The sequence below is a fragment of the Achromobacter sp. genome (genome assembly GCF_036567245.1).
Lineage (GTDB): Bacteria > Pseudomonadota > Gammaproteobacteria > Burkholderiales > Burkholderiaceae_B > Achromobacter.
In genome coordinates this window covers 1-23673 of sequence record NZ_DATCUY010000490.1, presented here as the reverse complement: position 1 = coordinate 23673, position 23673 = coordinate 1, and the positions used below count along the sequence as shown (strand labels likewise).

The 23673-nt window shown below is 65.5% G+C and carries 24 protein-coding genes; 12 read left to right on the top strand and 12 right to left on the bottom strand.

The window, feature by feature from the left end; genetic code table 11:
• The 3 genes from VIR09_RS20925 to VIR09_RS20915 form a co-directional block, all read right to left on the bottom strand.
• Window positions 1-281, bottom strand: a 281-nt coding sequence (locus VIR09_RS20925) for an enoyl-CoA hydratase-related protein (protein ID WP_332014593.1), incomplete at its 3' end; no start/stop codon positions are given.
• Window positions 275-1018 (bottom strand): SDR family NAD(P)-dependent oxidoreductase, encoded by a 744-nt coding sequence (locus VIR09_RS20920; RefSeq protein WP_332014592.1) that lies wholly within the window; start codon window positions 1016-1018, stop codon window positions 275-277. The genes VIR09_RS20925 and VIR09_RS20920, both read right to left, overlap by 7 nt.
• Window positions 1019-1141: 123 nt before the next feature.
• Window positions 1142-1921 (bottom strand): IclR family transcriptional regulator, encoded by a 780-nt coding sequence (locus VIR09_RS20915; RefSeq protein ID WP_332014591.1) that lies wholly within the window; start codon window positions 1919-1921, stop codon window positions 1142-1144.
• A gap of 89 nt (window positions 1922-2010) precedes the next feature.
• Here VIR09_RS20915 and VIR09_RS20910 point away from each other — a divergent pair, with 89 nt between their 5' ends.
• The 5 genes from VIR09_RS20910 to VIR09_RS20890 are packed head-to-tail and all read left to right on the top strand — an operon-like array spanning window position 2011 to window position 8115.
• A complete protein-coding gene (locus tag VIR09_RS20910; RefSeq protein WP_332014590.1) occupies window positions 2011-2826 on the top strand; it encodes an enoyl-CoA hydratase in 816 nt (271 codons plus the stop codon).
• Window positions 2819-4942 (top strand): acetate--CoA ligase family protein, encoded by a 2124-nt coding sequence (locus VIR09_RS20905; RefSeq protein WP_332014589.1) that lies wholly within the window; start codon window positions 2819-2821, stop codon window positions 4940-4942. Before VIR09_RS20910 ends, VIR09_RS20905 begins: the two co-directional genes overlap by 8 nt.
• A gap of 41 nt (window positions 4943-4983) precedes the next feature.
• On the top strand, window positions 4984-5967 hold the full coding sequence (locus VIR09_RS20900; RefSeq protein ID WP_332014588.1) for a tripartite tricarboxylate transporter substrate binding protein: 984 nt from the start codon (window positions 4984-4986) through the stop codon (window positions 5965-5967).
• A complete protein-coding gene (locus VIR09_RS20895) occupies window positions 5964-7133 on the top strand; it encodes an acyl-CoA dehydrogenase family protein (protein ID WP_332014587.1) in 1170 nt (389 codons plus the stop codon). The genes VIR09_RS20900 and VIR09_RS20895 overlap by 4 nt, the downstream gene beginning before the upstream one ends.
• Window positions 7120-8115, top strand: a complete 996-nt coding sequence (locus VIR09_RS20890) for an NAD(P)H-quinone oxidoreductase (protein ID WP_332014586.1) — start codon at window positions 7120-7122, stop codon at window positions 8113-8115. Before VIR09_RS20895 ends, VIR09_RS20890 begins: the two co-directional genes overlap by 14 nt.
• Window positions 8116-8271: 156 nt before the next feature.
• On the opposite strand, the gene VIR09_RS20885 is transcribed toward VIR09_RS20890, so the two are convergent.
• Genes VIR09_RS20885 through VIR09_RS20870 form a run of 4 tightly spaced genes read right to left on the bottom strand, consistent with a single transcriptional unit; the run spans window position 8272 to window position 13036 of the window.
• Complete coding sequence (locus tag VIR09_RS20885) at window positions 8272-9165, bottom strand: NAD(P)-dependent oxidoreductase (RefSeq protein ID WP_332014585.1); 894 nt, start codon at window positions 9163-9165, stop codon at window positions 8272-8274.
• Window positions 9162-10904: a dihydroxy-acid dehydratase gene (gene ilvD / locus VIR09_RS20880; RefSeq protein ID WP_332014584.1), complete on the bottom strand. Its 1743-nt coding sequence runs from the start codon at window positions 10902-10904 to the stop codon at window positions 9162-9164. The genes VIR09_RS20885 and ilvD overlap by 4 nt, the downstream gene beginning before the upstream one ends.
• A 27-nt stretch (window positions 10905-10931) precedes the next feature.
• Window positions 10932-11711, bottom strand: a complete 780-nt coding sequence (locus VIR09_RS20875; protein WP_332014583.1) for an SDR family oxidoreductase — start codon at window positions 11709-11711, stop codon at window positions 10932-10934.
• Window positions 11708-13036, bottom strand: coding sequence for an MFS transporter (locus VIR09_RS20870; protein ID WP_332014582.1), 1329 nt, complete (start codon window positions 13034-13036; stop codon window positions 11708-11710). Before VIR09_RS20870 ends, VIR09_RS20875 begins: the two co-directional genes overlap by 4 nt.
• 286 nt (window positions 13037-13322) lie before the next feature.
• Here VIR09_RS20870 and VIR09_RS20865 point away from each other — a divergent pair, with 286 nt between their 5' ends.
• Complete coding sequence (locus tag VIR09_RS20865) at window positions 13323-14294, top strand: LysR family transcriptional regulator (RefSeq protein WP_332014581.1); 972 nt, start codon at window positions 13323-13325, stop codon at window positions 14292-14294.
• A 12-nt stretch (window positions 14295-14306) separates the two neighbouring features.
• On the opposite strand, the gene VIR09_RS20860 is transcribed toward VIR09_RS20865, so the two are convergent.
• Window positions 14307-14456 carry a hypothetical protein gene (locus VIR09_RS20860; RefSeq protein ID WP_332014580.1) on the bottom strand — a complete coding sequence of 50 codons (150 nt, stop codon included), beginning with the start codon at window positions 14454-14456 and terminating at the stop codon, window positions 14307-14309.
• Window position 14457: 1 nt separating this feature from the next.
• Entirely contained in the window at window positions 14458-15747 is a 1290-nt protein-coding gene (locus VIR09_RS20855; protein ID WP_332014579.1) for an MFS transporter, read from the bottom strand.
• Between the two features lie 99 nt (window positions 15748-15846).
• Here VIR09_RS20855 and VIR09_RS20850 point away from each other — a divergent pair, with 99 nt between their 5' ends.
• The gene (locus tag VIR09_RS20850; protein WP_332014578.1) at window positions 15847-16776 is read left to right on the top strand and encodes a LysR family transcriptional regulator; all 930 of its coding nucleotides are present in this window, start codon (window positions 15847-15849) and stop codon (window positions 16774-16776) included.
• Between the two features lie 169 nt (window positions 16777-16945).
• Window positions 16946-17092, top strand: coding sequence for a hypothetical protein (locus VIR09_RS20845; protein ID WP_332014577.1), 147 nt, complete (start codon window positions 16946-16948; stop codon window positions 17090-17092).
• Between the two features lie 12 nt (window positions 17093-17104).
• Here VIR09_RS20845 and VIR09_RS20840 read toward each other — a convergent pair whose 3' ends face one another.
• Window positions 17105-19372 carry a DUF3604 domain-containing protein gene (locus VIR09_RS20840; RefSeq protein WP_332014576.1) on the bottom strand — a complete coding sequence of 756 codons (2268 nt, stop codon included), beginning with the start codon at window positions 19370-19372 and terminating at the stop codon, window positions 17105-17107.
• A 92-nt stretch (window positions 19373-19464) separates the two neighbouring features.
• On the opposite strand from VIR09_RS20840, the gene VIR09_RS20835 reads away from it, so the two are divergent.
• The 3 genes from VIR09_RS20835 to VIR09_RS20825 all read left to right on the top strand — a co-directional run bounded on the left by VIR09_RS20835 (window position 19465) and on the right by VIR09_RS20825 (window position 22383).
• Entirely contained in the window at window positions 19465-20391 is a 927-nt protein-coding gene (locus VIR09_RS20835) for a LysR family transcriptional regulator (RefSeq protein ID WP_119451312.1), read from the top strand.
• Between the two features lie 113 nt (window positions 20392-20504).
• Window positions 20505-21485 carry a tripartite tricarboxylate transporter substrate binding protein gene (locus VIR09_RS20830; RefSeq protein ID WP_332014575.1) on the top strand — a complete coding sequence of 327 codons (981 nt, stop codon included), beginning with the start codon at window positions 20505-20507 and terminating at the stop codon, window positions 21483-21485.
• A gap of 97 nt (window positions 21486-21582) precedes the next feature.
• Window positions 21583-22383, top strand: a complete 801-nt coding sequence (locus VIR09_RS20825) for a hypothetical protein (protein ID WP_332014574.1) — start codon at window positions 21583-21585, stop codon at window positions 22381-22383.
• 82 nt (window positions 22384-22465) lie between these two features.
• Here the strand turns inward: VIR09_RS20825 and VIR09_RS20820 are convergent, their stop codons facing one another.
• A complete protein-coding gene (locus VIR09_RS20820; protein WP_332014573.1) occupies window positions 22466-22795 on the bottom strand; it encodes a YciI family protein in 330 nt (109 codons plus the stop codon).
• Between the two features lie 87 nt (window positions 22796-22882).
• Between VIR09_RS20820 and VIR09_RS20815 the strand changes: the two genes are divergently transcribed.
• Window positions 22883-23251 carry a 50S ribosome-binding protein YggL gene (locus tag VIR09_RS20815; RefSeq protein WP_332014572.1) on the top strand — a complete coding sequence of 123 codons (369 nt, stop codon included), beginning with the start codon at window positions 22883-22885 and terminating at the stop codon, window positions 23249-23251.
• 296 nt (window positions 23252-23547) lie between these two features.
• Here the strand turns inward: VIR09_RS20815 and VIR09_RS20810 are convergent.
• Window positions 23548-23673 (bottom strand): integrase core domain-containing protein (locus tag VIR09_RS20810; RefSeq protein ID WP_332014594.1); only part of this gene is annotated, 126 nt, incomplete at its 5' end.

Below are 23673 nucleotides of genomic sequence, written 5' to 3'. Positions count from 1 at the left end.
AGGGCGTGCAGCGGCTCGATGATGCGCGCCGGGTTGCGCGCGGGATCGGCACGCATGCAGGCGGCGTCGCCGCCGGCCGAGAAAGCTCTGGGCAGGCCGCGCAGCACCAGCACGCGGGTGGCCTTGTCCTGCAAGGCCTGCTCGCAGGCGTGGCGCAGCGCCACGGCCATCTCGATGTCAAAGGCATTGAGCGCGCCGGTGCGCTGCATCGTCACGCAGGCGATGCGTCCCGGTTGCAGGCTGACCAACTCCGGGGTGTGGGAACCGTCGACGCTCAGCACATCAGCGCTCCGCCGTTGATGTCGATGCAGGCGCCGGTGATGAAGCCGGCGTCTTCGGAGGCCAGGAAGGCAATGGCGGCGCCGATTTCATCGGGCGTGCCGGCGCGGCCTACCGGGGTCTTGTCGCGGATGCGCTGCAGGAGCTCGGGCGAGACGCGCGCCGTCAACGCGGACTCTACCAGACCGGGGGCGACGGCATTGGCGGTAATGCCCCGCGCCGAAAACTCCGACGCGAACGAGCGGGTCATGCCCAGGACCGCGGCCTTGCTGCTCATGTAGGCGACGCTGGCGGCGTTGGCGTGCGAACGGCCGGCGCGCGATGACACGTTGACGATGCGGCCCCAATGCTGTTGCAGCATGTCGGGCACGAATTGCCGGGCCAGACGCATGCCGGCGGTGACGTTGACGCGGAACACCTGGTCCCATTCCTCGTCGGCCATGCTCAACAGGTCCGCGGCCAGGCCCTCGTGCTTGGGCGAGATGGCGGCATTGTTGACCAGCACGGCGACTGGGCCCCAAGGCCGGGCTTGTTCATGGATATGCGCGGGCGCGGCGGGATCCGCGATGTCCGCCGCCACGGCCATCACGCGGTCGGCCGGCAAGGATGCGCGGGCCTGGGCCAGCGCGGCCTTGTCGCGGTCCACCATGACGACGCGCCTTCCGTGTTCAAGCAATTTGCGCACCGCGCCCTGGCCGATACTGCCGGCGGCGCCGGTCACTATCGCTGTCCTTTGCATTGCTGTCTCCTGGTTCTGTGTGGGGCGCCGTGGGGCGCCCTCGGAACAGTTATTCAAAGCCAGCGGGACTAGGGGCTGCAAACCTTGCGCAAGAAAAAGTGCGCAATATGAACAGCGTGCGGATCAGGCCGTGCCGGCCACCGGTGTGAAGCCGCGCGCGCGCAGTTGCGTGCGCATCAGCTCGGCCAGCCACAGGCGGCGCGGCGGGGGCATGCGGTCGATGATCGAGGCCACGCTCAGCGCCGCGTGGCCGCCGTGGCCGATCTCGAAGGCCACGCCGACTCCGCACACGCCGTGCGTGATGACGTCGACCGTCACCGCATGGCCGTCGGCGCGGATCTGCTGCACTTGCTTGGACAGTCGCGCATTCGTCAGACCATGCCTTTCGTATTCATCGGGGTGGCGGCGGTAGATGGCGTCCATCTCGACGTCCGGCAAGGTGGCCAGCAAGGCCAGCCCGGCGGTGCCGAGTCCCAACAGCCGCATGCCACCCACGTGCTGCGTGACGGTGCGGATGGGAAAAGTGCCTTGCTCCAGGTGCAGGCAATGCGCGAAATCACCGTTACGCACGATGAGGAAGACCGTGTCCTCGCTGGCCCGCGCCACTTCGAGCATGGCCGGCGTGCACTCGTCGAGGATGGGCGCGCGTCCCATGGTGGTCAGGCCGATCTGCATCGCCTCCATGCCAAGCCGGTAGCGGCGCGTGACGGCGTCGCGTTCCACCAGGTGTTCATGTTCCAGCGTGCCGACCAGTCGATAGACCGTCGTGCGGTCCAAGCCCGTGGCCTCGACCAGGTCCGCCAGCGCGGCCCCCTCGGCGTGCTGGCGGGCGATCAGCCCCAACAGATCCAGGGCGCGGAAGACGCTCTGCGCGCCTTCCACCGATTTCTGCGGCTTGTTCATATTGCGCACATATTGGATTGTATTGCGTGCAGTGTGCCGCAGGAATCTTTGAAATGTCCAGCACGGCACATCGCCGGGATGGAGACAACATGCAAAACGACAGCCCCCTGATCATCGAGAACCGCGGCGCGGTGCGCCGCATCTGGCTAAACCGTGGCGATGCCGCAAACGCCCAGACGCGGCAAATGTTGATCGACCTGGATGCCGCCATCGCCGCGGCGTCCGCGGACGAATCGGTGCGCGTCATCGTGCTGGCCGGCAAGGGCAAGCACTTTTCGGCCGGGCACGACCTGAAAGAGGCTCAGGCCAAGCGATCGGACTTCAGCGCCCAGGAGCGTTGGCGCTACGAAGAATTTCATTACCTGGATTACTGCCTGAACATCTGGGATTGCCCCAAGCCCGTGGTCGCGCAAGTGCAGGGCGCCTGCGTGGCGGGGGGATTCATGCTGGCCAATATGGCGGATCTCATTATCGCCGCCGATGACGCGTGGTTCTGGGATTCGGTGATGTTCTCCATGGGATTGGCGGCCACCGAGGTGTTGTTCCAACCCTGGGTCATGGGCATGCGCCACGCCAAGGAATTCCTCTTCATGGGCGAGCGCATCAACGCGGCCGACGCCTACCGCATCGGCATGGTCAACCGCGTAGTGGCGCGCGATGCGCTGGATGACAGCGCCATGGCGGCAGCCGAGCGCATCGCGCAAGCGCCACCGTTCGCGATGCGGGCCTTGAAGAAGTCGGTCAACCGCACCTACGACATCCAGGGCTTCCGCAATGCGGTCCAGGCGCACTTCGATACCCATCAGGTCACGCACGCGTCCTCAGAATTCGCCGAGATCCGGGATCGCGGCATGACGGAAGTGATTTCGCACAACAAGACGGACCTGAGGAGCGTCCATGGGTAAGCCTGAAGCCGTGCTGGCGTCGCATCCGCCGCATGCTACGCCCATGCAGCGCTTGCTGGATCCGCGCTCGATCGCGTTCATCGGTGCGTCGGCCGATCCCAAGCGGCTGGGCGGCATCGCCATCGATCATCTGGTCGACTTCGGCTATGGCGGCGCGGTCTATCCGGTCAACCCGAAGTATCCGCAGATGCACGGGCTGGCGTGCTATCCCGATGTCGAGTCACTGCCGCAGGCGCCCGATCTGGTGGTGTTGGCGATCGGCGCCGAGGCGGTGCTGCCGACCTTGAGGCGTTGCCATGAGCGTGGCATCCGCGCCGCGATCGTCTACGCCGCCGGCTTCGCCGAAGCCGACGAGGCTGGCGTGGCGCGCCAGCAGGAACTGGTGGATTTCGCCAAGGAAACCGGCATGGCGGTTTGCGGGCCGAACTGCATGGGACTGGCGAATCTCAACACGCGCGCCATCAGCGCCTTCGCCACGTTGCTGAAGGATTACCCGCCCAGCGAGCCGGGCCATGTCGCGCTGCTGACGCAGAGCGGCAATATGTGCGCGGTCATCTACGGCGCAGGCCGGGACCGCGGCGTGCGCTTCAATCAGTTCATCAATACGGGTAACGAAGCGTGCCTGGAGTTCGCCCAGTACCTCGACTACCTCGTCGACGATCCGCAGACCCGCTGCGCCATCGGCTACCTGGAAGGCTTGCGCGACGGCGAGCGCTTCATCGCGGTGGCCGAACGCTTCCGCCAGGCGGGCAAGCCGCTCATCCTGATCAAGTCCGGTGAGACCGAGCAGGGCTCGGCGGCGGCGATGTCGCACACGGCCTCCCTGGCCGGCAACCAGGCCGTCAACCGGGCGGCGTTTCGCCAGCTGGGCATCATGCAGGCGCGTGATCCCGGCCATCTGGTGGACCTGGCCTATCTGACCAGCTTCGGAGGCCGGCGCGGCGGCCGCCGCGTGGCGGTGGCGTCGATCTCCGGCGCCATGGGCGGCCTGCTGACCGATCTGCTGGTCGACAGCGGCCTGCAGGTGCCGCCGTTGGCCGCGCACCTGCAGCAACGCTTGCGCGACACGGCGCCCGAACTGGGCATGGTGGGCAACCCCATCGATCTGACCGCCAACCTCTACAACCGCGAAGGTATCGCCGGCAAGGTGTTCGGCGCGTTGGCCGATGACGACGGCGTGGATACCGTGCTGGTGTACGGCACGGGCTACCTGCTGGACCGCATCGCTCATGAGCTGATCGAGGCCTCGCGGGTGTCGGGCCGTCTGTTCATCGCGATCGACACCGGCCGCGCCCGCTCGCGCGGCGAGCTGGAGGCGGCGGGCGTACCTGTCTTTACCGATGCTGCGCGCGCCGTGGCCGCGCTGGCGGTGTACCTGCCCTGGTTCGAAATGGCAGATAGCCGCGAGCATTGGGCGCGTCTGCGGCGGGCAGGCAGTTCGCCCGAGCCGGTGCCGGCCATTCCGCGCCGCTTGGACGAATGCGAGGCCAAACGCCTGCTGGCTGCCCATGGCGTGCCGGTCTGCGTCGAGCTGCCCGCCGCGAATCCGGATCAGGCTGCGCAATGCGCGCAGCAGTTGGGTTACCCGGTGGCGCTCAAGGTGCTCAGCCCGGACATCCCGCACAAGACCGAGATCGGCGGCGTGCGCTTGCGGTTGGGCGACCAGGCGGCGGTGCGGGCAGCCAGCCAGGAGGTGCTGGACAATGCCGCCCGCAACGCGCCGGGAAGCGCGGTGCGCGGCGTGCTGGTCCAGCGCATGGAAAGCGGCGTCTGCGAATTGATCGTCGGCGTCACGCGCGATCCGGTGTTCGGGTTGGCCATGACGGTGGGCCTGGGCGGCGTGTTCACCGAAGTCTTCCGCGACGCGGCGCATCGCGTGCTGCCGGTGGACGAGCGCATGGCGCGCGAGATGCTGGAGGAGCTGCGCGGCTTTCGCCTGCTCACTGGCTATCGCGGCCAGGCGCCGGCCGACCTGGACGCGGTATGCGGCGCCATCGCCGCCATATCGCGTGCCGCCTTCGCGCTGCCCGGGGATGTTACCGATATCGAAGTCAATCCGCTATTGGCCAAGGCGCAAGGGGCGGTCGCCCTGGACGCCTTGATCTTGCAACGCTAAGAGGACGGCTGCCGAAAGGTCCCGCCCCGAGGAGGAGAGACATGTTGCACCTATCGAGATTGTTGGCTGGCCTGACGGCCGGCTTGGCCGTGGCTTCGGCCGCGTCGGCGGCGCCGGTATTCCCGGCGCGGCCCATCACTGTGCAGGTCGCCTATTCGCCGGGCGGCAGCACCGACCGGCAGTTGCGCGTGCTGGCTGAACTGGTCAGCCAGCAACTGGGCCAACCGATCATCGTGGAGAACCGCCCCGGTGCGGGCGGAACCTTGGCCGCCGGCACGCTGGCGGCCAAGGGGCCGGCCGACGGCTATACGCTGGCCCAGGCTCCCGTCAGCGTGTTCCGGCTGCCGCATCTGCAACAGACCAACTGGGACCCCTTGCGAGACTTCACCTACGTCACCGGACTGTCCGGCTATCTGCTGGGAGTCGCGGTGCGGTCGGATTCGCCCTTCAAGACCTGGCAGGACGTGGCCGACTACGCCCGCGCGCATCCGGGCGAAGTCAGCTTTGCATCGGTGGGCATGGGCAGCACCCAGCACCTGGGCATGACGGAACTGCAGCGCCAGACCGGATTGCAGCTGAATCACGTGCCGTACAAGGGCGGCGCGGAGACCGCCCGCGCCTTGCTGGGCGGAGAGGTCACCGTCAATGCCGACGCCATCAGCACGCTGACTGCCGTGGGCGACAAGGCACGCATCCTGATGATCTGGGAGCCCGAGCGCAGCCCCGCGCTGCCCAATGTGCCCACAGCCCGCGAGCTGGGCATCGACCTGGTGCTGCAAAGCCCCTACGGTCTGGTTGGGCCCAAAGGCATGCCGCCCGAGATCGTGCAGAAACTGCACACTGCTTTCTCAAAAGCGCTGGACGACCCGCGCCATCTGGAGTTGCTGACGACCATCAATCAGACGGCCTGGCATCGCAACCCCGAAGAGTACGCGGCCTACGCCCGCCAGGCCTATCAGGATGAACGCCGGCTGCTCCAGAACGCCGGTCTGGACGTCCGCCCCTTGCCCGAGGAGAAAAAATGAGCAGCCTTTTCACCGCAGAACACGAGGACATGCGCCACGGGATCCGCAAGTTCGTCCGCCTGGAACTGGACCCGCACGCCGAAGCCTGGGAAGAGCAGGGCGCGGCCCCGCTGCCGCAACTATTCCGGCGCGCTGGCGAACTCGGCCTGCTCGGCATCAACAAGCCGGTCCGCTACGGCGGATTGGAGTTGGACTTCTCCTACGTGATGGTTGCCGCCGAAGAGCTGGGCCACGCGCACTGCGCCAGCATCCCATTTGCCATCGGCGCCCATCTGTCCGCCATTCCCGCTTTGGCGGCGCACGGCAGCGACGCCCTGCGCGAAGAATTCCTGGCGCCGGCCATTCGTGGCGAGGCGGTGGCCAGCATCGGAGTCAGCGAGGCCGGCGCCGGGTCCGACGTATCCGCGGTCGCCAGCCGCGCCCGCAAGGACGGCGATGACTACGTCATAGACGGCGCCAAAATGTGGATCACCAATGCTACCCACGCGCGCTGGATCAGCCTGTTGGTCAACACCAGCGACGAGGGCGGCCCATACCGCAATAAATCGCTCATCGTGGTCCCCATGGACACGCCCGGCGTCGCTGTCGGCAAACCACTGCGCAAGCTGGGCATGCACTGTTCGGACACGGCGCCGGTCTTTTTCGACAGCGTGCGGGTGCCGCGCCGCCACCTTATCGGTGAAGAAGGCAAAGGCTTCCTGTACCAGATGGAACAGTTCCAGCAAGAACGGCTGTGGGCCTGCCTGCGTACCCTGTCGGCGCTCGACGATGCCGTCCAGTTGACCTCCGACTACACACGCGAACGCCGCGCATTCGGCCGTCCCTTGATGGACAACCCCGCTATCTACCACCGCCTGGCCGAAATGGCCACCCAGATCGAAGCCCTGCGCGCGCTCGCCTACAGCGCAGGCCAGGCACTCGTCGCCGGAGACGACGTAGTGCGACGCGCCTCCATGGCCAAGTATCTGGCCGGCAAACTGGCCCTGGAGATCCCGTCCGCCTGCGCCCAGTTCTTCGGGGGCCAGGGCTATATGTGGGACAACCGCATCGCTCGCATGCTGCGCGACCTGCGCATCGTCGCGGTGGGGGGAGGAGCCAACGAGGTCATGCTCGAAGTCATCGCCAAGCAGATGGGCTGGATAGGGAGGTCTCGTGCGCGCGCATGACATCATGTCCTGCATGGAAACCGGCCCGGCCGGCGCGTTGCGCCGGGCCGATCGTCCACCTCCCGTGGCCGGTCCCGGCGAAGTCCTGATCCGCGTTGCCGCTGCAGGCATCAACCGCGCCGATCTTGTGCAGCGCCAGGGCGGTTACCCGCCGCCGCCCGGCGCTTCCGACCTGCTTGGCCTGGAGGTCTCGGGCCACGTGGCAGCGCTAGGTCCGGGCGTCACGCAGTGGCGAGTCGGCGACGCTGTGTGCGCGCTGCTTTCCGGCGGCGGCTACGCCGAGTACTGCATGGCGGCGGCCGCTTCCTGCCTGCCCGTGCCGCGCGGAGTCAGCCTTGAAGACGCCGCCGCACTCCCAGAGGCCGCCTTCACCGCGTGGACCATGTTGTGGCAGCTCGGGCGGCTGGCGCCGCGCGAAAACCTGCTGATACACGGTGGCGCCAGCGGCGTGGGCACCTTGGCGATCCAGATGGCCGCAGCCCTGGGGCACACCGTATACGTTACGGCAGGCTCCCCGGAGAAGTGCGCGCTGTGCCTGGAACTGGGCGCCGTTGCCGCCATCGACTACCGCCGCGAGGATTTCGTGGCCCGGATCCGTGAACTGACTGGCGGACGGGGAGTGGACGTGGTGCTGGATATGGTGGGCGGGGATTACGTTGTCCGTGACCTGAGCGCCATGGCCGTGGGCGGGCGATTGGTGCTGATTGCCTTCCAGCAGGATCGGATGGCGTCGATTGATATTGCCCGGCTGATGACGAAGCGGCTAAGCATAGCCGGCGCTACGCTGCGCGCTCGTTCGGATGATGTCAAAGCGGAGATCGCCGTGGCGCTACAGGAACATATTTGGCCGCTGATTGAAGCCGCGACGATACGGCCGGTAGTCGATTCGGTTTACTCGATGGGGCAGGCCGAGGCGGCGCATGAGCGGCTGGCGTCCGGGGAGGTCTGTGGGAAGTTGTTGTTGCGGATCGGAGGAGCCTGATGTGGCCGGCCAGGCCTTCCCGCGGTTGCCCTTTCTGAGCATTCCGGAGCATGTATCGAGACAATATTCACCTGTCAGGGGTATATCGTCTCAGTGCATGCCAACACCTCCAAGCACGCTTCCCCTGCCGCCAAACGCTCCCTAACGCCCAGTCCGCTACGCGCTAGCCTGACTCTCCGCTTCGCCGATCCGGAATACCTGCGATAGATCCCATTCCCCCATCCCACGCTGCGCGGCATCCTGCAGCAGCCGGCGAACTTCTGGCAGCACGCGTTGGATTGTGGCGCTCGCTTCGGCGAGTTCGGCAATCGCGTCAAGATCCTTGAGCAACACGCGCACCGTACCGGTAGCATGCTCGGGCGGGGCCACCATGCGCGGCCATAAGGTTTGCAGCAGCACGGAATCGGCCCAGCCGCCTTGCAGGGCCGACGGCAGGGCGGCGGTATCGATGCCGCTGCGCTTGGCCAGCACGAAGGCTTCGGCCAAACCGGCGAGCGTGGTCGCGACGATGGCTTGATTGGCCAGTTTGGTGGTCTGGCCCGCGCCGACGTCGCCCATGCGCGTGACGCGCGAGGCGTATGCGCGCAGCAAGGGCGTCACGGCTTCGATCGCGTCCGCCGGTCCGCCCGCCATGATGGCCAGCTTGCCGTTAGCCGCGCCGTCCGTGCCGCCCGAAACAGGAGCATCGATCCACACGCCGCCGGTTGACGCCGTCCAGCGCCGGGCCAGGGCGCGCGTAAGCGCGGGCGACAAGGTCGAATGGTCGATGAGGCAAGGGGGCGGCGTGGCGGCGTGCGCCAGCCCGTGTTCGCCAAACACGACGTCCTCCACGGCTTTGCCGTCGCCCAGGCAAAGCAGGGCGATTTCCATGCTTGAGCCCAGCGCCTGAGGCGTGGCGCTTGCCACGGCCCCGGCAGCGACCAGGGAGCCGAGCTTCGCGCTGGAGCGGTTCCAGATGGAGACTTCGTGCCCGGCGGCCAACAGCCGCCGGGTCATGGGTTCACCCATGCGGCCAATGCCGCAAAAGCCGACGCGCGGCGTTCTCGTCATTTTTGGCCTCCGTGGGCAGGCGCTTCCCCGATATGAGCTTCGTACGGCCACGTCACGGCCCCGGAATGGGTTACGGCGCCCAGCTTGGCCGGACGCACCAGCGCTTCATACTTCTCAAGCACGCCGCCCAGCCTGCCGCGCACGAACGGCTGGCTGGCCTTCGCCCGCTCCGCGAGTTCCTCGTCCGAGAGTTCGACGTCCAGGCTCCCCTTGATCGCATCGATGTGGATGCGGTCGCCGTCGCGCAGCAGGCGTATCGGACCGCCCGCCGCGGCTTCGGGGCCCACATAGCCGATGCACATGCCACGCGTGGCGCCCGAGAACCGGCCATCGGTCAGCAGCGCGACCTTTTCACCCATGCCTTGCCCATAGATCGCCGCGGTGACGCTCAGCATTTCACGCATGCCCGGGCCGCCTTTGGGCCCTTCGTTGCGTATCACGAGGACGTCGCCTTCCCGATAGCTACCGGCGGCAACCACCGCCATGCAGTCTTCCTCCGTCTCGAACACCCGCGCCGTGCCCGAGAACACCAGCTGCTTGAGGCCGGCGGTCTTCAGCGCGGCGCCGTCCGGGGCCAGATTTCCGCGCAGGACCACCAGCCCTGCGTTGGGCGAGAGCGGTTCGTCATGCGGCTTGACCACGCGGCCGTCCGGGCCGGGGAAGGCGCGCAGCGCCGTTTCCAGCGTTTCGCCGCTTTGCGTGAGCGTGTCGCCGTGTATATGCCCGCCCGCGAGCAGGGCGTTGAGCACCGCCGGCACGCCGCCGACATGATGCAGATCCACGGCAAGATAGCGTCCGCCCGGCTGCATGTCGCCGATGAGCGGCGTGCGTGCAAGCACTTCCGAGACGTCATCGAGCGTGAATGTGATGCCTGCCTCGTGGGCGATGGCCGGGATGTGCAGCATGGCATTGGTCGAACCCCCGGTGGCGGCGACGGCCGCGCAGGCGTTCTCCAGGCTCTTGCGGGTAACCAGGTCGCGCGGCAGCGGCCCGCCGTTGCGCAGTGCGCGCATGACGTTTTCACCGGCGCGGCGGGCAATCGCGATGCGTTCGCTATAGACGGCCGGCACCATCGCCGAGCCTAGCGGCGCCAGCCCCAGCACTTCGGCGACCATCGCCATTGTGTTTGCCGTGAATTGCCCTGGGCAGGAGCCGGCGGTCGGCGTGCAACGCTTTTCTATGCCGCGCAGCGTCTCGGCCGACATATCGCCGCGCTGCGCCGCGCCCACGGCCTCGATGGCCGTCAGGATCGTGGCCTGCGAGCCGTCCGGGGCCACGCCCGGCAACATCGCGCCGCCGAACAGGAACACGCCGGGGACATTCACGCGCACCATGCCCATCAGGATGCCGGGCAGGGTCTTGTCGCAACCGGCCACGCCGACCAGCGCGTCGTAGCAGTGGGCGCGCACGAACAACTCGACGCTGTCGGCGATGGTCTCGCGCGAAACCAGCGAGAAGCGCATGCCCGAGTGATTCATCGACGTTCCGTCGGAGACCGAGATCGCTGAGCCCCGTATCGGCACGCCGCCGCCGGCCGCGATCCCGAGACGGACGTTGTCCGAGACCTGGTTCAGCGACATGGAACAGGGCGTGTTCTCGCCGAATGTGTCGACGATGGCGACGAACGGCTTGTCGATGGCCTCGTCGTCCAGGCCCGTGGCTCGCAGGAAAGCACGGTGCGGGGCGCGCGTTACGCCCTCGGTGACCGTGCGGGAGCGGTGTTTGTGCAGATCTTTCATGGATGGAGTTCCTAGTATCGGGAAGGCTCAAATGTTGAGCATCAAGCCGTTTTCGATGGCCAGCACCTGGCCGGTCATCGCCGGCGCGCGGGCGGCGATGAACCAGGCCAGTTCCGCGACTTCCGACGGCTGAGACACCCGCTTGAGCGGCGCGTTCTCGCGCATGCCGTCGACCACGCGGGCGTAGGCCTCGTCACCGAGCACGCGCCGCAGCAGGCCGTCGTCGACCATGCCCGGGGCGATGGCATTCACGCGGACCTGCGGGGCGAGATTGCGCGCGAGCGACAGCGTCAGCGAATTGACCGCGCCCTTGGAGGCCGCATAGGCGATGGACGATCCCGTGCCATTCAGGGATGCCAGCGAAGAAATATTGATGACGCAGCCCGACGCCGCGCCTGCCGGACGCTCGCGCAGCAGGGGCGCCGCGGCGCGCGTCATCTGGAACATGCCGATAAGGTTCACGCGATAGACGCGTTCGAACTCGCTGGCGTCGATCGCTTCCAGGTCGCCGTGCGGAATCACGCGGGTCGTGCCCGCGCTGTTCACGACCGCGTCCAGCCGTCCCCACCGTGCCGCGACGGCATCGATCATGCGGCGGCAAGCCGCGTCGTCGCCCACGTCGGCATCCACGATGAGCGTCTGGGCGCCGGCGTCGCTGCACTGCGCGGCCACCGCCTCGGCCGCGGCGCGGGTGCCGTCGTCGAAATTGTTGATGGCCACCGCCCAGCCTTCACGCGCAAAGCGCAGGGCCGTGGCGGCTCCGATGCCGCTGGCTGCGCCGGTCACCAGACAGACGGGCACGCTCATGCCTGACCCCGCTTCGTGCGCAGCGACATGGCGATGAAGGCCCCGCCGACCAGCGCGCAGGCCAACAGAATCATGCCGGGCAGCAGCTGTCCCGTGGTGTCCTTGAGAAAGCCGATGACATAGGGACTCACGAAGCCGGCCAGGTTGCCGACCGAATTGATCAGCGCGATGGCCGCTGCGGCGCCCGCGCCGCTCAACATCGCCGTGGGTATGCCCCAGAAGACCGGCGCGATCGAATTGATGCCGATAGCAGCGACGATGAGGGCGGCCATCGACCACCACAGGTGCTCGGCAAGCAGCACCGAAACCAGCATGCCGACGGCGCCCAGCACACAGCACACGGCAACGTGGATGCGGCGTTCGTTGGTACGGTCCGCATGACGCGCGATGAGTATCATCGCCACCGCGCTGACCAGCGACGGCACCGCCGACAGCAGGCCGATACTGCCCAGGTTGGCCACGCCGGCCGCCCGTATCATCGTCGGCAGCCAGAACACCAGGCCATAGTTGCCCATGGCAATGCAGAAATAGAGCAGGCCGAGCAGCCACACTTTGCGGTCGCCGAACACCTGCCGCACGCTATGGCGGGCGCGGGTGCTGTCGTCGGCGGCAAGATCCTGCGCCAGCAGGCGCTTCTCGTCCGCGCTAAGCCACTTCACCGTCTCGATCCGGTCCTGCAGCATGAAGAAGGCGGCAATCCCGACCAGCAGCGACCCGATACCTTCGACCAGGAACAGCCACTGCCAACCGGCCAGGTCATGCAGGCCGCCGAACCGTTCCATGATCCAGCCGGACAGCGGACCGCCGATGGCGCCCGACACCGGGATGGCCACCATAAACAAGGCGATGATCTGCGAGCGACGGCTCGACGGGAACCAGGTCGACAGATACAGCACGATGCCCGGGAAGAAGCCGGCCTCGGCCACCCCCAGCAGGAAACGCAGCAAATAGAACGACAGCGGTCCCTGCGCGAACATCGTCAGGCTCGAAATGATCGACCACGTGACCATGATGCGCGCGATCCAGATGCGCGCGCCCACGCGATGCAGGATCAGATTGCTGGGCACTTCGAAGATGAAGTAGCCCAGAAAGAAAATGCCGGCCCCCAAGCCGTAGACCGTTTCCGACATCGACAGGTCGGCCAGCATTTGCAGCTTGGCGAAGCTCACGTTCACGCGGTCGATGTACGCGACGATGAACGACAGGAACAGGAACGGCATGATGCGCCAGGCCAGCTTGCGGTACAGCGCGTCAAGCTGCGCAGGATTCTGCGCGGCCTGCGCGCCGGCATAGGCCGGCGCGCCGCCGGATAGGGACGTGCTCATGGGTGTTGTCTCCGTGGGTGTGTGCCATGGGGCACATCGAGTTATTCGGCAGACTGTGAGTTCGGTTATGCGATGCGGCATCGACGTGGGATCAATCATTGTTCCCGGTTGATCGTCGATGCTTCACGAAAGGCCTGCACTACAGTGCTGTCCGTTCGAAGGGTACGGGCTGCTCGCATTCGGCGGCAAATCACACTTTCCGCATTCGGCATTACCATTTGGTTATGATTGGCGGCTTGCGCCATTACCCAATGGCGACAAATTCCCCAGTCTTTCCACTCCCGATATGCCCGCCAGCACGCCGTCCGACAGCTCGATAGAACGTTTCTTCCGCAGCGGCCTGAAGCTTGGGCATCTGCGCATCCTGGTGGCGCTGGGCGAACTGCGTCAGGTGACGCGGGTGGCCGCGGCGTTCCACGTCACGCAGCCTGCCATCTCCAAGCAGATCGCGGAGATCGAGGAGGCGCTGGCCACGCCGGTCGTGCGCCGCGTGGGCAACGCCATTGAATTGACGCGCATAGGCCGCGTGCTGGTCGAACGCGGGCGCGAGATCCTGCGCCAGATCGAACTGGCGCGGCGCGACGTCAAGGCGCTGGCCTCTGGCACGGCGGGCCACGTCAGATTCGGCGCCGTGGTGACGATTCCCCAACCCCTGATCGCGCATGCCGTCGAACTGTTCACGCGGCGCGCGCCGAACGCCTCGTTCTCGTTCGTGGAAGCCACGCTCGATCGCCTGCTCAAGATGATGGATGAAGGCAACCTCGACCTGGCCTTGGGCCGCAACCGCGTGACCGGGTATCTGCCGGTGATGCGCCACGAGTCCTTGCATCACGAGCCCTTCGTATTCGTGGTGGGTACGCGCCACCCATTGGGCGGCCCCGACACCCCCGTGGCCTGGGCCGACCTGCAGGACGTGCGCTGGATCACGCCGATGCAGGGCTCGCCCGCTTTTGCGACCATGGTCGAGATCCTGGCCGAACATGGCGTGACCCTGTTGCGCCCGACCATCGAGTCCAGTTCCTTGGCGCTGAACCTGTCCTTGCTGCGCGACGGGGGATACGTCTCGATCCTGCCGCTGTCGCTCGCGCGCCGCTACGTGCAGCGCGGAACCATGCGGATGCTGCCGCTGCCGCCGCTGGGCCCCTTGGGCGAGGCCATCCTGTACTGGCGCGAAGACACCACGACATCTACCACGCAGCTATTCGCCGAGTGCCTGCGGGAGTCCTCGGCGGAGTTGATCGATGCCGCCGGCGCCTAGCGGCCGGCCGCCTTATTTCGACCCGGACCCGGTCCGTTCCACATAGATCGGGCTGGAGTAGATGAAGAAGCCGTCCTCGGTCGTGATGCGCAGGTACACGGCATTGTCGGAGTCTGTGTGCAGCGCCTCGCGCACTGCGCCGTCGGCGGTGACCCTGTTCACTTCATCGGCGGCTCGACTCCGCGGCACGGTCGAAGCAGCCGAACAAAAACACGGCAATTGCGAATCCCAGTGTGACGACGCACACGCCATTCCATCCCGCCCATGCCCATGCCGCGCCTGACAGCGCAGCACCAATTGCGCCGCCGACGAAAAAGATGCCGACAAAGAGCGCGTTCAATCGGCCACGAGCCGCCGGATTAATCAGGTTGATCGCGCGTCGGCCGAGCGTTTGATCGGCGATCACACCGGCGTCGAGCGCCGCCGCCCCGACTACCAGCAATGCGAGTGCAAGGACGGGATGCGTGGCCGCGGAGAACCCGCCCCAGCCCGCCCCGGCAGCCGCGAGCACGAGTACCGCCGCGATCATCACCAGATGCGCGGCGATTTGTGTCGCACGCCCCGCGCCGCAATCGCCGAGGTAGCCCGCGAGCGGCGTCACCATCGCACCGGTTGCACCCGCCAGCGCGAAGGCGGCAATGCCTTGCATACCCAGCGAAAACGGCGGCTGGGCGAGAAGCAGTGCGATGGCTGTCCAGAACGCGCTGAACGCACCGAGCGCGAGCGCGGCAAGCGTCGCGCGACGCTGTAAGACGGGTTCGGTGCGCAGCAAGGTCCACAGCGAGCGCAGCAAGTCCAGGTAGCGAGCGGCCGTGTGCGGCGTGTGACTCGGCAACCGTGTCAGCAGCACGACTGCAAGCAGCAAGTCGGCCAACGCCGCGATGCCATAGAACGCACGCCAGCCAAACGTTCCGCCGATCAGGCTCGCGAGCGGTCGTGACAACAGGATGCCAAGCATCAGGCCGCTCATCACGTTGCCGACTGCGCGTCCGCGCCGGCTTTCAGGCGCCATCGACGCCGCCATCGGCACGAGCATCTGGATCACGCTCGATGTCGCCCCCGCCATGAACACCGATGCCAGGAACAGCCAGCCTGATCGCGCGAGCGACGCTAGTCCGAGGAACATCGCGCAGCAGGCGAGCGTCCAGACGATCAGGCGGCGATTTTCGAGGAGGTCGCATAGCGGTACGAGCAATAGCAGACCTGCGGCGTAGCCGAGTTGCGGGAGCATCGCGATCACGCCGGCAAGCTCGGGCGGCAGAGTCAGTGCTCGGCTGACAGGCCCCGTCAGAGGTTGCGCGGCCGTCAGGTTCACGACGATCACGCCGACGGCGGCGGCAAAAAAGATCGTCAATGACGTGGTCAGGACACCGCCTGGGGACGCATCCGCTTGCAGTGAGGGCAGCGAAGCGGAGGGCAGTTTGCGAGCGCAGGCGTCAGCGGGTTGACTCATGGGTTTGGGCTTCCGGGTGTACGAGTGTGGCCCATCCTAAGGACAAGAACGTTATGCGACAATTGAATTATCTTGATAATGTTTATGCGAGATTGTTTTATGAACACGCGTGACTTGCAGGCTTTCGTGGCAGTGGTCGAAAACGGCTCAATGGTGCGGGCCGCAGAGAGGCTGTTTCTGACTCAGCCGGGACTCACGCGCCGTGTCCAGAATCTGGAAACGATGCTCGGCATCGAGTTGCTCGACCGGCAGAGCAAGCCGCTCAAGCCGACGGCGGCAGGAAACGATGTCTATGGCCTTGCGCGTGCGGTGCTACGCGCGGTCGACGACCTGCTGGCCGTCGCGTCGCCTGATAGCGAGCCGACAGGCGAGTTTAGGATCGGGGTGCCGCCGTTTTTGTCTGAGCTGGCGTTGGAACAACCCATCGACCGCCTGCGTGCCGCCTTTCCGAATCTGACGCTGCGCGTGACAGCGGGCTGGTCGCCAGGACTGCTGGAGGGCATCGAAAAGGCGAAGGCGGACGCGGTCGTCGTGCTTTTACCCGAAGGCGTGCCGTTGCCGGAAGGCCTGACGTCGACGCTTCTCGCCTATAAGCCCACGGTCGTCGTCGCGCCGCGCTCGTTCAGTCTGCCCGACAAACCCGTCTCGCTCGCCGATCTAGCGGCTTATCCCTGGGTGCTGAACCAGGACGGCTGCGGAATGCGTTCAGCACTGAGCCGCGCCATGTCTGCGGCGGGTTTGCCGTTCAATGTCGCTGTCGAAGCGTTCGGTTCGGAACTGCAGTTGTCGCTGGTCGCGCGCGCCTTGGGCGTCGGGCTCGCTGCGCCTGAAGTGCTGGCGCGCAGCCCGCATCGCAATGCGCTGCAGATCGTCGATGTGCCGGAGTTCAATAGCGGGCTGAGCGTATGGCTCGTGCATGGCGTGCTGCCAGGCCGTCTTGTGCGACCCGTCGCGGTGATGCGCGACGCACTGATCGAAACGCTGGAAAGGGATGCGGTACGTTTGCCCCTCGCCGATTCCGTCGCATAAGCCCGAGCAGAAGGTGCGTTGCAGGAGATTTCCCACCACCGGCCGCGGCTCGATGGGCCGACCTTGATGATGCTCCGCGCGCTGGTGTTGGTGGAGTTGCTCGGCGCGCATCTGACGCTTGTCGGGTTGACCTCATGTGAGGCAACGTTTCTGCTGCTTGCCATGTTGCATGCGGATGCTGCCGCTGCCGCTGCTGGGCCCCTTGGGCGAGGCCATCCTGTACTGGCGCGAAGACACCACGACATCTACCACGCAGCTATTCGCCGAGTGCCTGCGGGAGTCCTCGGCGGAATTGATCGATGCCGCCGGCGCTTAGCGGCCAGCCATCTTATTTCGGCCCGGACCCGGTCCGCTCCACATAGATCGGGCTGGAGTAGATGAAGAAGCCATCCTCGGTGGTGATGCGCAGGTACACCGCATTGTCGGAGTCTGTGTGCAGCGGTACGCGCACCCGGGCCTGCATCCGCCGCACCGGGTTCTCGTCTGGCAGGCGATAGACCTGGAGCCGGCGCCGGATGCCGCCGTTTTCGACGACGACCGGCTCCAGTCCGATCTGGTCGACGGGGATCTCGGTGCGCACCACCGGCGTGTCTATTTTCAGCATGCCAGCGCGCGGATCGCTCAGCCGCACGTCGATGCCGCTGTAGCCGCCAGTGGTCAGCGAGCGCCAGCTCAGCAGGTCGGGGCGGGGTTGCGCGAGGGTCTTGTCCAGGTTCCAGAAATTGATGGGCAGCGGATCGACGAAGGTGTTGCCCTCCAGAGTCGCGCTGCCGTCCCAGATCGTCTGGCGGCCGCGGCCGCGATACTCGGATCCTTCCCAGACGATGCGGATCCGGCTGCCTAGCGCGGCCTCGTCGTAGGGGTACAGCGTCTGCGCCACGTCCATGCGGTTGCGGACTTCCACGCGCTCGATGGCGCCATGGGTCAGGACCTCGAAGGACAGTTCCAGCGAGTCGCCGTCGTACGACAGAATGGCGCCCATGTCGGCCTGCGTGACGGGCTCGCGCGTGACCGGGGCGCCCAGCTTGGGATCATCGGAATAGCGCTGCGCCGGCCTGTCGAAATGCGCTTGCACGTCCAGGTAGGCGCGGCATCCGGTGGTGGCGTAGTGGCGGCGCTGGCGCAGGCACTCGGCGATCGACTGGCGCGTCAGCTGGTCGGCAATCAGACAGCTCAGGCCGCCATATGCGCCAAACATCGATGCGCCAGGATGGCTGGCCCCATGCCGGCCCTTGTGCCCGTCGCTATTGGCCAGGATGCCCACGCGGTAGCCCAGCCGGAAGGCATCCTCCAGCAGCCATTCGAAGGTGCCCCAGTCGGAGTGGATCTCGATGGAGCGCTCCAGCCGCGCGTCATGGGACCGCGTAATGTCGGCGTAGCGTCCGCCTATATGCGCGAACACCACCACATCCTCGTTCTTCAACGCGTCGAACAGCGCATCGGCGTCGTTGGCGTCCAGCGCCAGGTCCGACAGGTCGTCGATCAGGGCGTGCGAGGAACGATGGATGGGGCGGCCTTCCTTCAGGTACAGCACGTTGCGGTCGCCGCCCAGGCCCGTGTTGCCCGACCATTCATAGCCGGGAAAGATGATGAACGATCCATCCTGGTTGTATTGCGCGGTCAGCTTGTTCAACTGTTCCCAGAACGGCGTGGTGATCTGGAAATCATTGCCCTGGTGGCTCATGACGTCCAGAAAGGCGCGGTCGCGTGCGAACAGGATCAGGTCCTCGGCGGAATTGGTGCCTATGGTTTCCTCGGACTGCCCGTGCAGGTCAGCCCAATAGTGCCCGCGCGTTCTGCCGCCGGCCGAGACGATGCGGCAGGGCGTGCTTTGCGCCACGGGCAGGCCGTCGCGCAGCACCTCGATGCGCAGCTCGCCGGGCGCTTCGGCCACCAACCCTTCAAGCCGCGACGAGAGGTCGCCCTCGCGCATAGTGAACGTGGCAGGCAGGCCGTGCAGCGGCAGGCTGCTGCGCAAGGTGAACTCGCCCGCTACCTGGTCGCTGGGGTTGCCCCATTTGTCCTCGCCCTTGAAACCCAGGCTGAAGGGCTCGCCCGCCACCGCCTGGCTGGGCAGGATGGCCTTGTAGGCGACCGGCGGCCCGGCCACCACGGCAATGGTGGGCGAGTGTTGCAGCTCGGTGTAGTTGTAGGTCGCGAAGGCGTCCACCAGCACCTTGAATTCGAACGTAGGCTCGCTGAACGTCTGCACCCGCATGCCGGGCGAGCCCTGCCGCGTATCGCCGAAGCGCACCACGATGCGATCGCCTTCCTCCAGGTAGCCGCGCACCACCCGGATGAATAGCGTCTTGTCCCAGGGCCGGATGTTGCGCTTGCCGTCGTACTCGACCTGCAACACCGCGCCGTTGGAAGCCTCGACCGTGGTGTAGTTCCAGCCGTCCGGCTGATCGAACTGCGGCTTGCCCATGTCGCTGGCGAAGCGGTGCACGATCTTGATCGACCCGGTGTCGTCGATGCCGAAATAGCCCGCGGTGTACGTCAGCGTGAACGACGCGAAGCTGCCCGCTTCGAAGCGGCCGGTAGGTTCGACGATGGCCGATCCCATGCGGTCGGCGGCGTAGGAAGAGTGGGGCATTGCGGTTCCTGGCGGGTTAGGGAAATCCCATCTTAGGGACCGCACATCCATATAGCTATAGTATGCAAACTATTCCATCATGACGTCGCTACATGACCGAGCCGATCGAATCCGTCTCCCTGCGCCAACTGCGCGCGCTGGTCGCTATCGGTGAAACGGCCAGCTTCACGGCCGCCGGCGAACGCCTGGGCCTGTCGCAACCTTCGGTCAGCCACTTGATCCGCCGCTTGGAGGCCGAAGTCGGCCAGCCGCTGGTGGTGCGCGGCCGCGAGGTCTCCTTGACGCGCGACGGCCAGGCCATGGTCGACGCGGCGCGGCGCGCCATCCTCGCCATCGACAGTTCCATCCAGGAATGCCGCGAACACTCCGACCTGAAGCGCGGCAAAGTCATGGTCGCCGTGGGCCACGTCAGCGCGGCCACCTTGTTGCCGCACATCCTGATGGAGTTCCGCCAGCGCCACCCCCAACTGGACCTGATCGTGGTCGACTGCATGGTGCAGCAGATCCGCACGCGCCTGCTCTCGCACGAGGCCGACGTCGGCCTGGGCGCGGTCATGCAGGACGACGACTCCCGCATCATGGTGGAACAGCTTTCGGACAGCGGCGTCGCGCTCTTCGCGCGCATGGATCATCCCCTGGCCAGGCTGGACGAGGTCGACGCCAAGGTGCTGGCCGAATTGCCCTGCATCCAGCTGAATCCCGAAGCGCCCGCCTGGCTCAACATCAGCCGCCGCTTGATCGCCGCGAACATCTATCCGCGCGTCGAACAGCGCGTCGTCCTCCTGTCCACGGCCATCGGCCTGATACAGGCGGGCATGGGCGTGGCCATGCTGCCGCAGATCGCGCGCGGGCAGATGCCCGCCGGTATCAAGGGCATCGCCTTGCGCAATCCGGCGCTGGAATGGCCGATCTCCATCGCGCGCCTGGCCAACTACCCCTTGTCTCCGGCTGCCCAGGCCTTCGTCGCCGTGGTCCGCTCGGTCTCCCAACGCCTGCGCCGCGACGCCGCCATGCCGTGATGGCATGACGCTATAGCACCCCGCCTATTTTTCGGGGTTGCCTCCTCCGATACGCTGCTTGGCATCATGCAAGCCAGCATGGTTTCCATTGATCGCGCCAGCGCGGAGGCATCATGAAAGCACTACTGGGGGTTGTACTGGGGGCTGTACTGGCCTGTACGTCGCTTGTCGCGACGCCAGTCGAGGCGGCGCCGTTTCCGGATCGTCCCATAACGCTGGTCGTGCCGCTGGCGGCGGGCAGCACGGCCGATATCCTGGCGCGCTCGATCCAGCCCGGCCTTAGTCAGCAACTGGGGCAAACGGTCGTCGTCGAAAACAAGCCCGGCGGCGGCGGCCAGATCGCCATGAGCTACGTAGCCAAGGCCTCGCCCGACGGCTACACGCTGGTGCTGGGCTCCAACAATACCTGGGCCATCAACCTGGGACTGTTCTCGAAGCTGTCCTACGACCCGACCAAGGACTTCGTGCCGGTCGCCTATCTGGCCGGCGGCTCCAATGTGCTGGTCGTGCCGTCCGACAGCCCGTACCGCTCCGTGCCCGAACTGGTCTCTGCCCTGAAAGCCCAACTGGGCAAACTGATGTACTCGTCCGGCGGCAACGGCACCACGCACCACCTGTCGGCCGAACTGCTGCTGTCGATCACCGGCACCCAGGCCGCGCATATCCCCTACCGTGGCGCCCCGCAAGGCGTGGCCGCCGTCATGGCGCATGAGGTCGCCTTCGCCTTCTACAACACGCCCAGCGTGTCCGGCCTGGTCAAGGAAGGCAAGCTGCGCGCCCTGGCGGTCACCGGCGAGGCCCGATCCCCCTTGCTGCCAGACGTGCCGACCATGATGGAAGAGGGCGTATCGGGCTACGTGATCACCGTCGACCTCGGCCTGATGGCCCCCGCGGGCACCCCGCCGGCCGTCGTGGCAAAACTCAACGCCGCCGCGCGCAAAGTCATGGACAGCGCCGAACAGCGCCAGCGGCTGCAGGCCTTGGGGTATGAGATCTTCCACGACGGGCCACCCAGCGGACTGGCGGCATTTATCCAGGCGGATATCGCCAAATGGGTGCCGCTGGTGCAGCGGTCGGGGGCGAAAGTGGATTAAGCGTTCGCGCTGCCTGATTCCTCTGCCTGGGGAAATGCGCGGGGCGCCAGCTTACAATTCGCCGGCCCCAACAACTCCAGCAGAGCGAGTCCCGCCTATGTCCGAACACCACCAGTTTTTGTGCCCCCGTGACATGCATTTGCCGCCGCCTGATTGGCGGGCGCTGGAAACCAAACTGCTGGAAGGCGGATACGTGATGGAACCGCGCGGCGACGGTGTTCCGTATCGCGCGCTGTTGAACCTGAGCTTCGATCTGGCCAGCTTGAACGAAGGCTCGTACCAATATCAGGAAGGCCTGCGCACCTCGGGAGACGTGATCGCCATGTACGTGGGGGCGGGGTATCTGCCGGCGGATATGCCGATACGCCATAACGACACGATGGAAGAAGCTCTGGCGCTGCTGGCTGAGCACGGTATTACGCCGGGGGACCGGTATGCCGATAACGAGAGCAGCGACTGGAATAGCCCGCAGTACTGCCTGGGGCCGGCGGCTCGTGACTATCTGACCGACGATACCCGGGCTTCCTATGATGCAGACCCCAAGAATTTTCCGTTGATGCTGCTGGCCTATGACGGCCCTGAGCCGCATGTGGCGGTGGGGGAGAATCTCTCCGAGCCTAGTTTGCCGGGGTCAGATGAACTGCTGGAATCCATGCCGCCGTTCGACTCGCATGTTGATTTTATTGGGGCGGCTTATGAGGATCCGGCGGCGCAGTGGCATTGCGCGGAGGATGGGCGCGATTACCGGATACTGGAGCTGGATTGGCAGTACAGCTTGGCGATGGGGTTTCGGATGGTTCGGACGGAATGGCTGGATGATGGAAGTGCGAGGGGACTCGCCGGGCTGATCGAGGGGCTGATCGGGCAGGCCATGGTTTGCAGCCATCGGCATTTGTGAATGCGGGGTAGGGGATTGGCGCGGGGCTGCCATGCCCTTGTTCTCGCAAGAGATAAACCTATGCTGCGAATGAGAGGTGTCGCTATGGTTGTTCCAGCGGCCACACCTCAACGACCCCGTGCGCGACGGCGCAGGGCGTTTGCGACACCATTGCTATAGCTTCGGCCATGTCGGCGGCTTCGATGATGGCGAAGCCGGCTACTGGTAAGGGTGATTTCATGAATGGGCCGTTTGTCGTTTCAACCCGTGCGGCTTCGTGGTTGCGAACTTGTACTGGCTTGCCTGCGATGCCCATCAGTACACCGTCTTTCTGCAATTTTGCGTCGTGCGCATGCGCTGCGTTTCGGATGGCCTGTGGGGTGCGATCGTAACCCTCTTGATCGCCATATCCGATGGTCACGAATTTTGGCATGGGGTGTCTCCTTTAAAAAAGGTGTGTGACTACCGTTTGGTGTGTTGAAATTCTAGTTTGGCACATTTCCTAATAGAAACTCCTTTCATGCTGACCCGTATACCTACTAAAAATCGCATATGCAGACTCAACGCTCGCCAGCGAAAAAAACGTCGTCTAGGTGAGTTTCGGGAGCTTTGCTTCGACGTAAAAATCACATTCAAGGAACCGCTTGCTGCGCCCAGCTACGATGCATGGTGGGAAGCAGTCATTGACCTAGTTGAATCACGTCAACTATTGATCTGTGGTCTTGGTGGTAGGCTGCCCCTACGCGAAACGGACGGTATTGTGGTTGCGGCGGGGCGTGGTTCCCCGTCTGAAGAGGATCGAAAGGCTCTCCTTGTCGGATTGCAAGCGCTGCCAGAGGTTGCTGGCATTGAGTTGGGCGACTTTTACGATGCTTGGTATGCCGAGTAAAAGGGGCTCATAGGGAGCCAGACAGAAATCTTGAGAGGAAAACCGGAAAAAGGTGTCGGACTAGGATTTCGAAAGTGGAATTGCAGTCTGGCACCATTTCTACGCTGTGCAAAATGCAGGTTTGAGACCCAATGAGCACTTCGAATCTGAAGCCCTCGAAAGACCAACTCGAGTCGAATCTTGACCAGTACCGAGTAGGCGCCGGCGCGCACCTGAGCGATCTCGAATTCGAGGTCCTTCAGACGATCTGCAAGGCGGTTGATAAGGCTATGCGCTTGGCTGCGTAAGCACCCCTGTCAAGTAGACATTGGCGGATAGATGATCGGAGCGAGGGTTAACCGAGGCATGAAGTGCGCCGGCGGGAGGCCGCCCAGCGACTCATGCGGGCGGTATTCGTTGTAATCGACGAGCCAACGTTCAGT

What these genes read in the sequence shown, in the direction of transcription:
- VIR09_RS20920 (WP_332014592.1), bottom strand. Translation starts at nt 1,018, where the DNA reads ATGCAAAGGACAGCGATAGTGACCGGCGCCGCCGGCAGTATCGGCCAG.
- VIR09_RS20915 (WP_332014591.1), bottom strand. Translation starts at nt 1,921, where the DNA reads ATGAACAAGCCGCAGAAATCGGTGGAAGGCGCGCAGAGCGTCTTCCGC.
- VIR09_RS20910 (WP_332014590.1), top strand. Translation starts at nt 2,011, where the DNA reads ATGCAAAACGACAGCCCCCTGATCATCGAGAACCGCGGCGCGGTGCGC.
- VIR09_RS20905 (WP_332014589.1), top strand. Translation starts at nt 2,819, where the DNA reads ATGGGTAAGCCTGAAGCCGTGCTGGCGTCGCATCCGCCGCATGCTACG.
- VIR09_RS20900 (WP_332014588.1), top strand. Translation starts at nt 4,984, where the DNA reads ATGTTGCACCTATCGAGATTGTTGGCTGGCCTGACGGCCGGCTTGGCC.
- VIR09_RS20895 (WP_332014587.1), top strand. Translation starts at nt 5,964, where the DNA reads ATGAGCAGCCTTTTCACCGCAGAACACGAGGACATGCGCCACGGGATC.
- VIR09_RS20885 (WP_332014585.1), bottom strand. Translation starts at nt 9,165, where the DNA reads ATGACGAGAACGCCGCGCGTCGGCTTTTGCGGCATTGGCCGCATGGGT.
- ilvD (WP_332014584.1), bottom strand. Translation starts at nt 10,904, where the DNA reads ATGAAAGATCTGCACAAACACCGCTCCCGCACGGTCACCGAGGGCGTA.
- VIR09_RS20875 (WP_332014583.1), bottom strand. Translation starts at nt 11,711, where the DNA reads ATGAGCGTGCCCGTCTGTCTGGTGACCGGCGCAGCCAGCGGCATCGGA.
- VIR09_RS20870 (WP_332014582.1), bottom strand. Translation starts at nt 13,036, where the DNA reads ATGAGCACGTCCCTATCCGGCGGCGCGCCGGCCTATGCCGGCGCGCAG.
- VIR09_RS20865 (WP_332014581.1), top strand. Translation starts at nt 13,323, where the DNA reads ATGCCCGCCAGCACGCCGTCCGACAGCTCGATAGAACGTTTCTTCCGC.
- VIR09_RS20855 (WP_332014579.1), bottom strand. Translation starts at nt 15,747, where the DNA reads ATGAGTCAACCCGCTGACGCCTGCGCTCGCAAACTGCCCTCCGCTTCG.
- VIR09_RS20850 (WP_332014578.1), top strand. Translation starts at nt 15,847, where the DNA reads ATGAACACGCGTGACTTGCAGGCTTTCGTGGCAGTGGTCGAAAACGGC.
- VIR09_RS20845 (WP_332014577.1), top strand. Translation starts at nt 16,946, where the DNA reads ATGCGGATGCTGCCGCTGCCGCTGCTGGGCCCCTTGGGCGAGGCCATC.
- VIR09_RS20840 (WP_332014576.1), bottom strand. Translation starts at nt 19,372, where the DNA reads ATGCCCCACTCTTCCTACGCCGCCGACCGCATGGGATCGGCCATCGTC.
- VIR09_RS20835 (WP_119451312.1), top strand. Translation starts at nt 19,465, where the DNA reads ATGACCGAGCCGATCGAATCCGTCTCCCTGCGCCAACTGCGCGCGCTG.
- VIR09_RS20830 (WP_332014575.1), top strand. Translation starts at nt 20,505, where the DNA reads ATGAAAGCACTACTGGGGGTTGTACTGGGGGCTGTACTGGCCTGTACG.
- VIR09_RS20825 (WP_332014574.1), top strand. Translation starts at nt 21,583, where the DNA reads ATGTCCGAACACCACCAGTTTTTGTGCCCCCGTGACATGCATTTGCCG.
- VIR09_RS20820 (WP_332014573.1), bottom strand. Translation starts at nt 22,795, where the DNA reads ATGCCAAAATTCGTGACCATCGGATATGGCGATCAAGAGGGTTACGAT.
- VIR09_RS20815 (WP_332014572.1), top strand. Translation starts at nt 22,883, where the DNA reads ATGCTGACCCGTATACCTACTAAAAATCGCATATGCAGACTCAACGCT.